12 protein-coding genes and 1 pseudogene are annotated in these 15,428 nt (G+C 52.6%); 7 read left to right on the top strand and 6 right to left on the bottom strand.

The window, feature by feature from the left end; all coding sequences use genetic code 11:
• Nucleotides 1–47 precede the first annotated feature (47 nt).
• Both CFBP5499_RS16165 and CFBP5499_RS16160 read right to left on the bottom strand, forming a co-directional pair.
• On the bottom strand, nt 48–833 hold the full coding sequence (locus CFBP5499_RS16165; protein ID WP_080829879.1) for a 2-keto-4-pentenoate hydratase: 786 nt from the start codon (nt 831–833) through the stop codon (nt 48–50).
• 327 nt (nt 834–1,160) lie between these two features.
• The gene (locus CFBP5499_RS16160; protein WP_080829880.1) at nt 1,161–2,924 is read right to left on the bottom strand and encodes an ABC transporter ATP-binding protein; all 1,764 of its coding nucleotides are present in this window, start codon (nt 2,922–2,924) and stop codon (nt 1,161–1,163) included.
• 643 nt (nt 2,925–3,567) lie between these two features.
• On the opposite strand from CFBP5499_RS16160, the gene rfbC reads away from it, so the two are divergent.
• The 5 genes from rfbC to CFBP5499_RS16135 all read left to right on the top strand — a co-directional run bounded on the left by rfbC (nt 3,568) and on the right by CFBP5499_RS16135 (nt 7,931).
• Nucleotides 3,568–4,137, top strand: a complete 570-nt coding sequence (gene rfbC, locus CFBP5499_RS16155; RefSeq protein ID WP_080829881.1) for a dTDP-4-dehydrorhamnose 3,5-epimerase — start codon at nt 3,568–3,570, stop codon at nt 4,135–4,137.
• 2 nt (nt 4,138–4,139) lie between these two features.
• Nucleotides 4,140–5,195, top strand: a complete 1,056-nt coding sequence (rfbB, locus tag CFBP5499_RS16150) for a dTDP-glucose 4,6-dehydratase (protein WP_080829882.1) — start codon at nt 4,140–4,142, stop codon at nt 5,193–5,195.
• Nucleotides 5,196–5,199: 4 nt separating this feature from the next.
• Nucleotides 5,200–6,093, top strand: coding sequence for a dTDP-4-dehydrorhamnose reductase (gene rfbD / locus CFBP5499_RS16145; protein WP_080829883.1), 894 nt, complete (start codon nt 5,200–5,202; stop codon nt 6,091–6,093).
• Nucleotides 6,090–6,956 (top strand): glucose-1-phosphate thymidylyltransferase RfbA, encoded by an 867-nt coding sequence (rfbA, locus tag CFBP5499_RS16140; protein WP_080829884.1) that lies wholly within the window; start codon nt 6,090–6,092, stop codon nt 6,954–6,956. The genes rfbD and rfbA overlap by 4 nt, the downstream gene beginning before the upstream one ends.
• A 108-nt stretch (nt 6,957–7,064) precedes the next feature.
• Entirely contained in the window at nt 7,065–7,931 is an 867-nt protein-coding gene (locus CFBP5499_RS16135; RefSeq protein WP_080829885.1) for a glycosyltransferase family 2 protein, read from the top strand.
• 47 nt (nt 7,932–7,978) lie between these two features.
• Here the strand turns inward: CFBP5499_RS16135 and CFBP5499_RS16130 are convergent, their stop codons facing one another.
• The 4 genes and pseudogenes from CFBP5499_RS16130 to CFBP5499_RS16105 form a co-directional block, all read right to left on the bottom strand.
• Nucleotides 7,979–10,693, bottom strand: coding sequence for a class I SAM-dependent methyltransferase (locus tag CFBP5499_RS16130; protein ID WP_080829886.1), 2,715 nt, complete (start codon nt 10,691–10,693; stop codon nt 7,979–7,981).
• Between the two features lie 476 nt (nt 10,694–11,169).
• Nucleotides 11,170–12,272 (bottom strand): annotated as a pseudogene (locus tag CFBP5499_RS16120) (IS3 family transposase).
• Nucleotides 12,273–12,446: 174 nt separating this feature from the next.
• Complete coding sequence (locus CFBP5499_RS16110) at nt 12,447–13,805, bottom strand: hypothetical protein (RefSeq protein WP_080829888.1); 1,359 nt, start codon at nt 13,803–13,805, stop codon at nt 12,447–12,449.
• Nucleotides 13,802–14,848, bottom strand: a complete 1,047-nt coding sequence (locus CFBP5499_RS16105; protein ID WP_080829889.1) for an acyltransferase family protein — start codon at nt 14,846–14,848, stop codon at nt 13,802–13,804. Before CFBP5499_RS16105 ends, CFBP5499_RS16110 begins: the two co-directional genes overlap by 4 nt.
• 74 nt (nt 14,849–14,922) lie before the next feature.
• Here CFBP5499_RS16105 and CFBP5499_RS30500 point away from each other — a divergent pair, with 74 nt between their 5' ends.
• A complete protein-coding gene (locus CFBP5499_RS30500; protein WP_233284538.1) occupies nt 14,923–15,129 on the top strand; it encodes a glycosyl hydrolase 108 family protein in 207 nt (68 codons plus the stop codon).
• Between the two features lie 15 nt (nt 15,130–15,144).
• Nucleotides 15,145–15,414 (top strand): hypothetical protein, encoded by a 270-nt coding sequence (locus CFBP5499_RS30495; protein WP_233284207.1) that lies wholly within the window; start codon nt 15,145–15,147, stop codon nt 15,412–15,414.
• Nucleotides 15,415–15,428 lie beyond the last annotated feature (14 nt).

Below are 15,428 nucleotides of genomic sequence, written 5' to 3'. Positions count from 1 at the left end.
CAGGGCCTCAGGCTGCCGGAAAACGGCAGCAGCCGGAGGAGCGAAGGCTATCGTTTCGGACCTGAGACTGTGAAAGCACCAGCCGATTCCAGCGTTATGCGCGTCTCGCCAGCAAGTGCGCTTGGTATCGCACCGCAGAGGCTACCCGTCGTCACGACATTGCCCGCCTTGAGCATGTCGCCGGTGTTGAATGCCGAATTGGCGAAGGCGACAAGTGGAGCAAGCGGATCACCATTCGGATGCTTTACCTTGGCATCGAACAGCGACACCGGTCCCTCGGTAACGGTGAGCTGCAGCAGGTTCTCGCCGTTCCCGGTAAAGACCTCCACGATGCCTTCGTCCAATTCCGGGCCGATGACGAAGCCGTGGTTGGCGAGGCGATCCGCGAGAAAGAGCGGAAACGGCACCTGGTTTTTCTCCACCAGCCTGTAGCGAAGAAGTTCAGCGCCGAGGTGGACCTTGTCAATAAATCCCGTCAGGTCGGCCCTGGTCATCCGTCCAGCGGTTAAAGCAGGGATGTCGGCGGAAAGCGTGAAGCAAATCTCAACTTCAACACCTTCGGTGCCATCTTGAGGAAAACAAGCGAGATCGGCGTCGTTGACCCTAACACAATCGAAAATCGGAGCCCCAACAGCCTGGCCATCCGGCCGGATCGCCAGTTTCCAGCCGGCGACCGGCTTTGCCCAGTTTTCAGTAAAGGCCTGCTGGACTGCCATGGCCGCTGAAAGGGTGCCGGGAACGAGACCCTCCGCCTCAAGCTCTACCAGAGGAATTCTCGCGCCCTGCCGGCTTGCCTCTGCAAAATTCTCCGCCAGTTTTCGAATCGCCGTCATTCCGCTTATGTCTCCTGATGATCTCATACGCGGGATGCTGTCACGATTTGGCGCAGTCTGCCAAGGCCATCAAGGCTGAGTACAGTTCCGGCTTTGCGGAGGGCGATCCCTAAGCATCGCTGCGGAATACTCACGACTTTTTTCAACAACATGAGGGAGCCGGCCAATCATCATTAGGGCTAGGGCGGGCGGAACGATGGTGGATCGCGCCGTTTTAACGAGGGAAGCACGCGAAGCACAAATCGCGTAGTGGCAAATGCCTTCCAACCATCTTTTCTCTAGGAGAAGTAAAGTCGAGCGGCATTGCCGCCCGACTTCTTTCGTTGGTTACGCGACGTCCACTTCGAATTGGATGCTGTGGAGGCGCTTGTAAAGACCGTCATTGGCCAACAATTCACGCCGGCTGCCCTGTTCGACCACTTCACCATTGTCCATGACGACGATCTTGTCGGCGCGATTGATGGTAGAAAGACGGTGAGCGATGACGATAGAGGTTTTATTAAACGTCAAACGTTCCAAGGCGTCGCGGACAAGAGCCTCCGATTCCGAATCCAGTGCACTCGTCGCTTCATCGAGAATCAGAATATCCGCGTCTCGCAGCATTGCACGAGCAATGGCCACACGCTGTCGCTGACCACCTGACAGGCCGGAGCCGTTCTCGCCGAGCCTGGTGTCGTAGCCGTCTTGCATCTTCATGATGAAATCATGCGCATTTGCAGCCTTGGCCGCAGCGATGATCTCTTCCTCCGTTGCATTGTCACGGCCGACCGAGATGTTGTGCCTGATGGTGCCGGAGAACAGGAAGGTTTCCTGGCCCACGTAAGAAACATGTTCGCGCAGGCTGGCGAAAGAAACGTCGCGCAGATCCATGCCGTTGATTTCAACGGAGCCGTTCTGTGGGTCATAAAGGCGCATCATGAGGTTGATAATGGTAGATTTGCCGCTGCCAGAAGGGCCCACCAGCGCAGTCATTTTACCTCCTTCGAAGAGGACGCTGACATCCCTGAGAACCGGCTGGCCGGAAACGTACTCGAAGCTGACGTTCTTGAGTTCGACATCGCCACTTGCCTTAGGCAGCGCGACTGCGTCTTTTTTCTCGGTCAACGTCAGAGGTGCATCAAGGACCTCGAACATCATACGCACGCCGATCATCCCACTTTCGATCTGGACCCGCATACGCGCCAATCGCTTGGCAGGCTCATAGGCTAAAAGAAGTGCTGTAATAAATGCCATCAGATCGCCGGGGGAGCCACCTTTTTCCAGCACAGTGTAACCGGAAACGGCAATGACCACAGCTATGGCAAGGCCAGACAGCGTCTCCATAATTGGGCTCGTCGCCGCTTCCAGCTTGGCTATGCCGTTGGCACGCTGCTCTACGTCGGAAACTGCTTTGTTCATGCGCTGACGCATCAGCTTTTCAAGCGAGAAGGCTTTGATGACTCTCACGCCGATGCTGGTTTCTTGGACGACGGCGACGATCTCACCAAGCGACGCAAGCTCAGCCTCCATGATCTTTCGGACGCGCCGCAGCACGAGGCGGACGCTGAATATCGCCAACGGACCGATGATCATGGAGATCGCGCTCAAAAGGAAATTTTGCGCAAACATCACGATGATCAGACCGATGAGCGAAAATAGATCGCGCACGAAAGATGTGACGATTGTGTCAATGACGCTCCGTGCAGCCTGGGCGTTATAGGTCACGCGGATGAGAAGCTCAGAAGATGGCAAATTTTGAAAAAAGGACACCCCCTGTTTCAAAAGCCGGTCGTAAATCTTGCGCTGCTGCTCTGCGACAATACTATTTCCAGCCTTGCTGAGATAGAAGCTCTGGACGAAAGTTGCTAAGCCCTTCACAATGAAAATTGCGGCGACAGCAAAGGCGATCTCGAGGACGACGTCAAATCCTTGCTTCAAATACACGCTGTTGACGATGTCGCGCATTATCCACGCGCTCAAAGAGGTCGACGCGGCCACCACAACCATCGCCGCTATCGCCGCGGAGTACCAACCAACGTGTTTTTTAAAGTTCTCTTTGAAGAGCCGCGTCAGCAACTTCTTGTCGTTTGGCGACAAAAACGATCCGATCAAGGAAGCATCCTATTCAGTTTTGGTAAATGAGCCGCTTGCCGGAGTTTTCAAAAATGGCTCACCTCATGTGCAAATCCAGCCGTTGAGGGGGCAGTGATTTTTTTCCGGCATTCCGAGTTACCGTGTTGCAGCGCTGCAAATACGTCGAACTCCCAATGCTGTCAATATTCGACGGCCATCTCTGCCATTGTGCCTTGCATTTTACAATTTGGCTTCCTGCCGCTTATTGCACTAAATCTACGGGCAAGAAGGAGCCGAGGAGTCGGAAAAATCGGGTTTTAATAGTCGGCCGCCCAATTTCAGTCGGTGTTGTCTGCCGGCTTTATGTGATCAAATGCGGTGGGCCAGAGAAGATCTGGGTTTTGCCCCTGAGCATCGACGGAGGTGGAGACTTGAAGGTGTTTTAAGGCCAGCTATAAGCTGCGCGTTTCGATTACGTACGATTGTGTGGTTCAGCGCAAAATTGATCTCAATGCGGCCGGTGCTTATTCCAGTGGAGTAGGCCTCAGGCACAGTTCGAAGCGTGTTTGCGATATAAACGTGTAAGTCTGGGACTTGTATCTGAGGTCAAGAAAGCGATATTGACTGTGAATGGGGTGACCGCCATACCACCGTGGGTATGTCTACGAAACGGGATGTGTGAATGCAATTCGAGGCGTTTTCGATATTTGGCTTGAAAAAGGTAATACCTACCCGTTTCGGTGATAGCAGGGGTTACTTTAGCGAGGTTTTCAGGAGTGAGTGGTTTCGCGAAAATGTAGCGGACGTGGAGTTCGTGCAGGATAATGAATCGCTCTCTGCGCGGGCCGGAACTGTACGCGGCCTTCATTTTCAGACCGAGCCTTTTGCACAGGGCAAGCTTGTCCGCTGTGTTCGCGGACGGTTGCTCGATGTGGCAGTCGATATTAGAACGGGATCGCCCACCTTCGGACAATGGGCCTCCGTCGAGCTTTCGCCCCAAAATGGAGAGCAGCTGTGGGTTCCCTCGGGATTTGCCCATGGCTTCATGACGCTGGCCGATGATACGGTCGTTTCATACAAGGTAACGGCGCCGTATAGCGCAGCTAACGACCGCGGCGTCAAATGGGATGATCCCGCTATTGGAATAGAGTGGCCTCGGACGTACGACGTTGTGCTTTCCGACAAAGACGCCAAGCACCCGCTGCTGTCGCAATTGCCTAAATATTTTACTTACCCAAAAACTGGAAATTGATAATGCGCGTTCTAGTTACCGGTGGCGCCGGATTTATCGGCTCGGCACTCGTCCGTTATCTTGTAAGCGAGATCGGCGCGGATGTTCTCACCGTCGACAAGCTGACATATGCAGGGAACCTCGCATCGCTCAAACCGATCGAAAATGCGCCCAATCACCGCTTCCTTCAGGCCGATATATGTGACCGGACCGCGATGAATGACGCCTTCGCGACATTCCAGCCAGACTATGTGATGCATCTGGCCGCCGAAAGCCATGTCGACCGCTCCATAACCGGCGCCGCTGATTTCATCCAGACCAATATTAATGGCACTTTTACGATGCTGGAGGCGGCGCGGCAGTACTGGAGCGGCCTTGAGGGTGACGCAAAGTCTAACTTCCGCATGCTGCATGTTTCGACGGACGAGGTATATGGCTCTCTGGGCGACAATGGTCTTTTCGAAGAAACGACCCCTTACGATCCGTCGTCGCCATACTCCGCCTCGAAAGCCGCAAGCGATCATCTCGCCACGGCCTGGCAGCGCACTTACGGCCTTCCGGTCGTCATTTCCAACTGCTCCAACAATTACGGTCCCTTCCACTTCCCGGAAAAGCTCATTCCGCTGATCATTCTCAATGCTTTGGAAGGCAAACCGCTGCCGGTTTATGGCAACGGCACAAACATTCGCGATTGGCTTTATGTGGAAGACCATGCCCGCGCCCTGTGGCTCATCGTTCAAAAGGGTCTGGCCGGCGAGAAGTACAATGTCGGCGGGAGAAACGAACAGAAGAATATCGACGTGGTGAACTGCATCTGCTCGATTCTCGACGAACTGCGTCCTCGATCCAAACCCTATGCCGAGCTCATCAAATACGTCACGGATCGCCCTGGTCACGATGCGCGCTACGCCATAGACGCCACGAAGCTCGAAACCGAGCTTGGTTGGAAAGCGCAGGAAAACTTCGCTACCGGCATTCGGAAGACCGTGGAATGGTACCTCGATAATGCGTGGTGGTGGCAGCCGCTTCGCGAGGGTGTGTACTCCGGGGAACGCCTCGGCGTTCTGACGAAGGGCTGAGCGGATGCGGCTGGCAGTCACAGGCAAAAACGGTCAGGTCGTTAGCGCCCTCCGGGCATTGGCGAGTAACGAGCTGGAGATCGTGACGCTCAGCCGGCCGGAACTCGACCTTGCGCAGCCTGAAACCGTTTCGAAGGCGCTACGGGACGTGAAACCCGATGCCGTAGTATCGGCTGCCGCCTATACCGCTGTCGATAAGGCAGAAAGCGAGCCGGACATCGCCTTTGCCGTTAATCGGGACGGAGCAAGGGCCGTCGCGCAGGCGGCGAGAGACCTCGGCATTCCCGTCATTCATCTTTCTACGGATTATGTTTTCGACGGTACCAAGGCCACCGCCTATGTCGAAAGTGATCCGACAGGCCCGACATCAATCTACGGCCGCTCAAAGCTCGAAGGCGAACAGGCTATTTCGGAGGTTACCGGCAACTACGCCATTTTGCGGACAGCTTGGGTTTATTCGGAGTATGGCAACAACTTTGTAAAGACCATGCTCCGGCTGAGCGAGAACCGTGACGAGATCAATGTGGTCGCGGACCAGTTTGGATGCCCTACCTCAGCCAACGACATTGCAGCGGCGACCATAACGATTGCCAGAAAACTCGTTGCAGACTCCGCCGTAGGTCTACGTGGGATATTTCATTTGTCTGGAACCGGTGAAACGAACTGGGCGAATTTCGCGAAACAGATATTCGCATTCGCTGAAGAACACGGCGGGAAGTCGATGATCGTCAAAGACATCACGACTGCACAATACCCTACACCAGCCCGGCGTCCGGCAAACTCGCGGCTTGATTGCAGCAAGTTAGAAGAAGTTTATGGAATAAGACTGCCGGAATGGGAAAAATCAACGCGCGCGGTCGTTTCCGCTCTTGCGCAGAGTAAAAAGGAAAAGCCATGAAGGGCATCATTCTCGCTGGCGGCAGCGGCACGCGCCTGCATCCGATGACATTGGCGGTCTCGAAGCAAATTTTGCCGGTCTATGACAAGCCGATGATCTATTATCCACTGACGACGCTGATGCTGGCAGGCATTCGAGAAATCCTTATCATCTCGACGCCGCACGACATGCCGCTATTCCAGAACCTCTTGGGTGACGGATCGAAATGGGGGCTTTCCATAGAGTATGCCGTTCAACCGAGCCCCGATGGGCTAGCGCAGGCCTACATGATCGGCGCGGACTTTGTGTCGGGCTCGCCGTCCTGTCTCATTTTGGGCGACAACATCTATTACGGCCACGGACTGCCAGAGCTCCTGCACGAGGGCACGAGCGTTAAAGATGGCGCGACGGTTTTCGCGTATCACGTCAATGATCCCGAAAGGTACGGTGTTGTTGATTTCGATAGCGAGATGCGTGCCCTTTCGATCGAGGAAAAACCCGCCAATCCCAAGTCGAATTGGGCCGTTACCGGGCTTTATTTCTACGACGCGGATGTGGTCGATATCGCCGCTAATCTTAAACCTTCGGCGCGCGGCGAATATGAAATTACAGACGTCAATCGGATCTATCTTGAGCGTGGCAAGCTGAAGGTATCGATAATGGGTAGAGGTTACGCCTGGCTTGATACCGGCACTCCCGACAGTCTTCTCGAGGCAGGTGAATTCGTGCGGACGCTGGAAAAGCGACAAGGCTTCAAGATTGCTTGCCCAGAGGAGATCGCCTTGACAAAGGGCTTCATTACGAAATCCGAGTTCTCAGTACTGGCAGAGAATGCTGGCAAAGGTGATTATGGCATATATCTGAGGAGACTTGCCTCTTATTAATTCTTTCGAGTCTATTGATGCGAACTGCGCCACGGCGTTCTACGACAGAAGCTAATAAACAAATTCGCCAACAGGCGTGGGATGATGCGCCTAACTTCTGGGGTCAAAATGGCTAGCTTGTCGCTCTCGGACGTAACGGTTGTATCTGTTTGCTATAAGAGCGATGCGCTAGTAGCGGATATGATCGCAAGCATCCCAGAAGCAACACCAATCGTTCTTGTTGACAACGGGAAAACAAACAGTTTCGCGAACCTGCCTGCAGATAGGGACATCAGGATCGTTCAGTTGAAGGAGAATCAGGGGTTCGGACGCGGTTGTAATGCAGGCGCAGCCCTTGTGCAGACACCTTGGATACTGTTTCTGAACCCCGACGCCCGGTTAACAACTGGCTCAATTGAGGCGTTGCTGGAAGCAGTCGCCCGTCATCCCCTGGGCGTCGCCTTCAATCCAAGAATCTCAAACTCGGACGGGAGTGAATACTTCAAGCGGAGGTCTTGGCTATTGCCGCGCAACCGCTACATGAAAAAGGGCTGGCCAATGGCGGACACTGTCGTTCCGGTCTTGAGCGGCGCTGCATTTTTTGTTTCGAAACAAAAATTCGTTGCTGTGGAAGGCTTTGATCCAGCAATATTTCTCTATCATGAAGACGATGACCTATCATTGCGTCTTACGAAACTAGGACAACTCGTATTCGTACGAGATGCCCTTGTATATCACACCGCGGGGCATTCATCGGGACGATCTCCAGAAATTGCTCGGCTCAAGGCGTTTCATATGGCGCGATCAAGAATTTATGCTGGAAAGAAGCATCAGCGGCCGCTTGTAGTTTTTTCGACTCTTATGCAAGCCGTTGCTCTTTTTGCGTCCCCCGCGATCATATATTCGGCCCGACGGCGCGCAAAAGCAGCCGGCTTCCTCGCTGGAGCCGCATCCACGATATTTTCTCCGCCGCCAAGTGCCGACTCCAGTCTTTGAGTTGAGAGGGTACACAACGATCTCATATACTTGACGCGGAGCGTGCTCTACGAGCCGCTGCTGTGGACAACAGACAACCGTTTCGAATCCAACTTTTCAAGGCTTCTTGAGATCATTCTAGTCGTTGCGGAATTATCGACCGGCCAAAGAGTTGAAATAAGATGTTCGGAATGACTTGCTATCGGCGGTAGCGTTGTAATGCACTTCGGGCACAAAGCTTCCAAGTAACGGTCAATCGTATGTTTCTGAGTGTCATTTCCCACAATCTCGAAACGCGCTAGCATTTCCAGAGCGCTTTTGTTGTAGATACCAAACACCATCCCGATCACACTATTAAGGTGCAAGAATTCCTCTCCGCCGAAGTTGGCTACTTTCGTTACAACGGCATCGTCGGAAAGATCGCTGAGTAGACCGGAAAACACATCCCAGTCAGAACTCTGGGATAGGTACTGCTCAACTATCTGGAGCCTTTCCCTTACTTCGATTTGGAAACCTGCGTCATCCTCATATATCATCAGATTAGAGAAATCTTGGCGAAGGGCCTGAGACGCGAGAAACTTATAGCTTCTGGCACAACCCTTCCAACCATCAATGTCCCTCAAGCCATTAAAGAGCCAAGCATCGGGCAGAAGATTTCTTTTTGCGAAGTTGTAACGCTCTGTCTGCTCAGGAAGTGCAAGAACGGCTCTAGCCGATGGCATACGCAAATCACGACAAAGGTCAAACACTTCTTCCGGTGATATCGCACCGATCCCGTTTAACACCCGCACGAGATGATATGTCATTCCGGAAAAGTCGGTATCTTTGTCAACTGTCGCCGGTCCGTCCCAACCATCCAAGGCTTTTTGAATTTTCGACAAGTATGATTGGATATCGCCCACGGGGACAAAATCGACCAAGTCTGCAAAGTCTGTCCGGTCCAGTTGGTCTACTGACTCCTCCGATACTACGCGGGCCCCAAAAGAAAGAGCTTCGCTTAACCTCGTTGTCTCCAATAATGCGCCTTCATAGTAGTGTATATTAGCGACTACTTTGGTTCTTTTCAGTAGGTCTTGGAGGTCGTCGCCAAAAAGGTTCGATTCGACTCGAATATTGAATTTCTCTGATAGCGCATTCAAATAGCGCCCGCGCCGCTCCGCCGCTATTGAACCATAAAATAGGACGTCAATATCTCGCTCCACCTCGTTTTTCTCGGGTTGGAGCTGTAACGGTCTGATCGGAACGTAATATAGCTGCTTGGACGGCAGCGATCTTTCGTGAAGGGCGGCAATGTTGTCAGAGGAATAATCGATCACAGCCAAACTTTTGCTGAGTCTGCCCAAATACTCGTCAGTGGCCCAAGAAGATGCCCTAACCTGTTCCATCTGGAAGATTATCGTCTTATTGGCAGGTGGCATCAATGCAAACATCTGAGGTGCCACGACAACGTACAGGTCATGCTCAAATTTTTCAGGCATTACAGTGGAGCTTGAGAACTTAAATCGGCTGTGCTTCAGCGCCTCCTGGATTAGTTGAGCGATTATTTTTGTATGGGGCGTGGTTACGATATGCAACGTTTCCGCTCGCGCAACCGTGCCCGACTTCAATATCTCGCGGAGGAAGTCAGTGTATTCTAAGTTGAAGTGTAATTCTGGGCTCGCGTCGTAACGTGAGTACCACTTTTGAAAACAGGGCCGTACGCGACCGTCCTTCTTCAGCAAAATCCGTTTCGTTGATTCTCTGGGCAGCCCTAATTTCCGATCCTTGAGGACAAGCTTGCGCAGCCATCCCCGAGGACGGCCATCCCGGTGAAATGCAAGCCGCATTAGCTTTAAGCCTCTGGCCGGGCTATTAGATACCGATACGTTATTTTCGCCCTTCAAATTTAGTTCATCGCTCAAATGTTGCAATTTTTCGTCAAGGGTGGCCGCAATCGACATTGCGGCACTGAGTTTGCCCACCAGGCCGTCAATCATTTCAGCGGCACTCATTGTTCCTGTTAACAAAGCAATCCCGGCGCGCATTTCCTCGACAACCTTGCTATGCTGATGAGCTCTTTCGATGATTGCTTCACTTCTGTACACAGTTTCTTCTAAAATCCCTCCGCGCACCTTTTCGTCCCAGCCTTGATTGTCTGAAGCAACAGCGATTAAATATAGGGGGTCTGGAAGACCTGGTGTAGGCACGACGGATTCGATACCGTAGGACTGAATTTCTCCCTGTCCCTCTTCTTTAAAAATCGCAGAACCGTAGACAATTCTTTGGCCCATCATGGCCACATACTTGAAATGTTTCGTGAGCAATTCTTGAAATTCGTTACGATATAACTCTTTGACATGAAATTCATTTCTGAAATTGCGTAAATCTGAATATGTTTTTTTGTCAGGACTGGATATTATAAGAACGCCATCAGCCTTCAAAACGCGTCGCACTTCCAGCATCATTTGTTCGTGCTCGTCGTGATGCTCTATCGTTTCGAAGCTTACGACGATGTCTATCGAGTTATCCTCGATCGGGATCTGTGAGCAAGATCCTTGTAAAAATGTGATGTTTTCGGCATCGTAAGTTTCCGAAGCATGGCTGATTGCCTCGGGGTCGATATCCACGCCGAAGACAAATTCGGCGTTTTTTGACAACAATGAGGATCCGAAGCCTTCGCCACATGCAATATCGAGTACCGTTTTGCCTTTAACGGCGTCGAGACACATGCGGTATCTGTGCTCGTGCTCGAGTGCAATGCTCCCTCCCACGCCGGGAATATACCGCTCGCCTGTGAATTCCATATCCCATCTTTTCCTGAATTCCGGTGTGGCAACGAAAGCCTGATGTGCGCGCCAACGACCCGATTTGTGTCAAAAATAAAACGCGACCTCTAGCTTAACGGCGCATTTTTTGTTTCGGTAGTACTAGATAATTCGCATTGCTTTGCATAGCCTCGGTTCTTGCACGCCCGCTCTGGTTGGCCGGCGATACCTTATTATTTTCACCAAGTCGAGGCAGATTGCGTAGGGGCGCGCCAATTTAGCGTGTTCTCAGGTCTTCGGTTCAAGGGCGAGCATACAAATTGCGTTACGCAGCCACTATTTGGGTTTCCTTCTCCCTCAATCGCTGGGATTAAACACCTCTCACCTTACCAACCCCAATTTTCGAAACGCTGTGACCTGCCACTGAAGTTTCATCCGGCTTTGATTAGAGCCTCGGCGGGGTTGAACCGCCCCAGGTTTCTGGACCAGCGGAGGCTAGAGTTTTCCGGCTTCATTCAGGGAGGCGGGCTGGTTGAGCCTCCTGATTTCATCAGCGAGATCGGCACCTTATTGCCGATCGCACCATGCGGCCGAAACTCATTATAGTCTATACGCCAATCCTCCATCTTTTCGCGGGCATCCGCAAGGGTCAGGAATCAGTGCTGATTCAGACATTCGGCGCGGAAGCGGCCATTGAACGCTTCAATGAACGCATTGTCGGTCGGCTTGCCCGGGCGTGAGAAGTCCAAGGTGACGCCTTTGGCGTAGGCCCAAAGGTCAAGATCGCGAGACACGAACTCAGTCCCCTGATCGACACGGATCGTCTTCGGGTAGCCAACTTTCCGGCATACCCGTTCCAAGGTTTGCACGACATCTTCACCTCGATAGCTGTGACGTGGATCAAGCACCGGCACATAGCGCGAGAAGGTGTCGACTACCGTGAGCACCCGCAGTTTCTTGCCGGTCGCGAGTTGGTCGTGAACGAAGTCCATGGCCCAGACATCGTTCGGTCCAACGGCCATTTGCCGATCTTCCCGCAGCTTGGCTTTGACCCGTCGCTTCGGCGTCTTGTTACGCAGTTGCAGGCCCAAGTCTCTGTAAATGCGATAGGTTCGCTTGATGTTGGTCCCTCAACCCTAGCGCTCCAACAGTACATGCACGCGACGATAGCCGTAGCGAACACGTATCTCGCAGATCTCACGAATCTGACGTTCCAGACCGGCCTGATCGGCACGGCGAGAGGTGTAATGGTAGGTCGACCGATCGAAGTTCAGTGCCCCACAGGCACGCCGGATCGAGATCATCCAATCCCGGCACATGCCTTTCACCATCTCGCGTTTCCGAGCAGGCCTTAGAGCTTTCGCCGAATGACATCCTGCAACATCTCACGGTCCAGCGTCAGGTCCGCGACGATCTTCTTCAACCGCGCATTCTCGTCCTCGAGCTGCTTTAGCTTCTTCATCTCCGGCGGTAACATGCCCGCGTATTTTTTCTTCCAGTTGAAATAGGTCGCCTGGCTGATCCCTGCCTTCCGGCAGATCTCCGCCACCGACACTCCTTCATCACCCTGCTTCAGAATGAACGCCTTCTGTGCGTCCGAAAACTGTGATGCTTTCATCGTCTTCCGTTCCTTTCCCAGCCAGGAAAATGCTCCGGAAAACTCTAACCAAAAACGGTCCAGTTTGAAGGGTTCAGATCAGGTTCAGATCAAGGTTCAGATCAGTTCAGATCAAGTTGGGACAACGCCCGCCGCAGCGGACGTTGATTTAGGGTTCGCAATTCACCGGCCAGTTTAATTTCGGTCAGAGGCAGCGGAGATCGCCTCTATAGCCTTAGGGTTGGAGGCTACCCCTCCGACCTGAAGGTTGATGCTTTTGTCGTATTCGTCATCGAACGTGAAAAACAACATATGGTCTATGCCGGACCCAGGTTCTTTGTAGAGCCTGATCGCTCTTTCTACTTCCTCGACCACCCGGGCTTTCACTAGCAGTTCAGGCTGTTCGGCTTCGGGGCTACCATCGGCGGCGAACTCAAGAAATCCATTCGAGCTGGATTCGGTGATCACCATCGTTTCAAACTTGGAGTAGCCAGAGGCTTTCGCTTCGTCTTGCAAGAGCTTAATCGTCCCCTTCACTCGGCAGTTATAGAAGCGAGTTAGCCTTTCGTTGTCATTGTCCCTCAGATGGTCGCCAGCCGACATGGGACCAGACTGCATGAATGAGAGTGTGGACCTGAATTTGCTCATCTTTACATTGGCAAAGTCCGCGCATTCTGGAATCCCCGACTCCGACGCCAAGACGGACATTGCGTCCTCGTAAGCCCCGTCGAGCAATGCCGTGGATACGTAGAGATCGAACGCCAGAATATCAAAGCCAGCAGGGATGCCGCCACCGTCGTAGATGTTCCCAGCGGTGTCGTAGGTCGTAAGGCGGAAGTTGTTTATGACTTCCTTCCATTTATCGAATTCGGCACGTGCGGTTTTAGCTTCGCTTCTCGGAAGGGTTTCGATGCGAGCTTGTTCAGATTGGGCATAGCTGTCAATAGTATCCACGTACGCAAGCGCGGCTTTCTGTGCCGCGGCGGAGAAGCGTTTGTTGAACATGGCGCCAGCGAAAATTACACCGATTTTGATCTCGGGGTATCCATTTTCGGCGAAGACCGACCTGACAAGGCTTGCGACCCGCTGAAGCTCCGTTTTAGAGACGCCATTAAGATATGGCTCATCTACCAAGAAGACGCTGTAAAGCGCTGATTTGTGGGGCGCAATGGCATCCAGATAAGGTTTCAAGAATTCTCGAATTTGATCGTCTGAAACAAAATCGCGGAGCTTGTTCGTATTCATGCCGGGAAGAGCCTTTTCTTTTCGGCTCCCATCCTGGGCTGCGTATGAAGTAACGAGATTTCCGGCTGGGCGCGGCTTGGAAATTAGGGGGCCAATGTCGAGATTGATCTTTAGCCCAGACTCCGCTGCCACTCGGAAGTTTTCAGCGATGTGTGCTGGCCCGTCGATGGCGTTTATTGTTGCCATATCTACTGTCGCGGCAAATTCCGCGCGCACACCGCTGGGGCTGAAATAACCGACGCCAGCGTTTGACGCTGTTTGCCCGAACAGGCATCCAATAGCTGTCGCAATCCCTAGGACTCGTCTCATGCGATAGCTCCCGTTTTCTTTTTCAGCGTGGTTTTCACAAAGTCCAGGCATGGCTTTTCCACTGCACGCCAAGACGCATATGCTAGCGGCAGGACAATAGCGAAGGTGATCAGTATCAGAACCAACGCAGACTTGATTCCAACATTGAATATGAGAGCCTGCTGCACTGGGAAGGAATACAGGTATATGCCGTAGGAAACATCCCCGATCTTACGGGAAATCGCTTTGCTTGACGTTGAACCTGTGCGGCAAATCGAGATCACTGCGAACGAATATAGCGCGGGTAGGCCGAATTGTTGGAATGTCCCAGAGGAAGACAACATTAGGCATGCAAATAGCAGAAGTGCCGACAGCTCATATTTACGATCAACGGTAGAAGCAGGCATCAGCGCAACGCACATCCCGAACACGAAATAAATGCCGGCCGAGTAAAGCTGATAAAATGATATATTGTAGAAGACAAAGTCTTCCGTTGTTAGCCGAACAATCGTTGCGATGGCAAAAATGGAAACAAGCACTACCACCCGGAACCGCGATGCCAACGCTACAGATAGCGCGACACAATACATCAAAAATTCGGCTGATATGCTCCATAGAGAACCATTAAAAGCGGAGGTCACCTTCGAATCTTCGAATGTGCCGGGCAGGAAAAACTGAATTCGAAGAATAAGATTCTGGAGGTAAGCGATCGTGGATGGGTGATCAAAATACTTCGCCATCGAAAGCCGGGACAGGAAAGCCCCGAATACAATTGAAAGAAAGATGCAGACCCATAACGCTGGCATTATCCTGGCCAAACGGCGAGCGAAAAACCTGACTGGGTTCGAGTCACGCATTGTGCTTTGAGTGATTAGGTAGCCGCTCAACGAGAAGAAGCTGAAGACCCCCATCACGTGCACAGGTATGCCAAACAGTAGCGGCGGCGCTTTACCCAGCAGCACGTATGAGTGGCCAACCACTACCATCGACGCTGCAAGCAGCCGAAACAAGTCAAATGAGTTCGACCGGTGATCACTGACCGGAATTTTTTGTGTCGTGTTCATGCGCCCCTCACGCGAAATACTCCAAAGCCTTAGATAAATCAGCGACGGGTTGCAACGATCGACGAGGTTTTATCTTGCGATTTGGGGTGTGCTTTGCGCCACCCGATCTGAAAGCGGAATATCGCGGCGTCAAATCGAGGGATGCCGGATGTCCGACCGTTTCATCATATTGCCACAACATCACAGCCGAATGGGAAGGCGGTTGGAGCAACCACAAGGCTGATCCCGGCGGCAAGACCATGTACGGCGTCACGGAGGCTGTCTACCATGTGTGGCTTTAAGTACGCGGCCTCCCGATGAAGCCGGTTTGCAACATCTCTCTGTCCGAAGCTCTCATCTATCGTGAGAAATATTGGAATCCCACGGCGGTCAAATTCAACCTATTCCCCGGCGTCGATCTCGCTGTCTATGATGCTTCGGTCCACTCCGGTGTTTCGCGCGGCATTAAATGGCTGAAGTCTGCGACCGGCAGCAATGACCACGCGGGAACAGTGAAACGCATCTGCCGCGCTCGCCTCTCGTTCATGCAGTCTCTTGCGATCTGGAAGCAGTTCGGCAAGGGTTAGGGCCGCCGGGTCGC

Origin of the sequence: Agrobacterium tumefaciens (genome assembly GCF_005221325.1) — a bacterium.
In the GTDB taxonomy this organism is placed as follows: domain Bacteria; phylum Pseudomonadota; class Alphaproteobacteria; order Rhizobiales; family Rhizobiaceae; genus Agrobacterium.
This window is presented reverse-complemented; position numbering and strand designations above follow the sequence as displayed.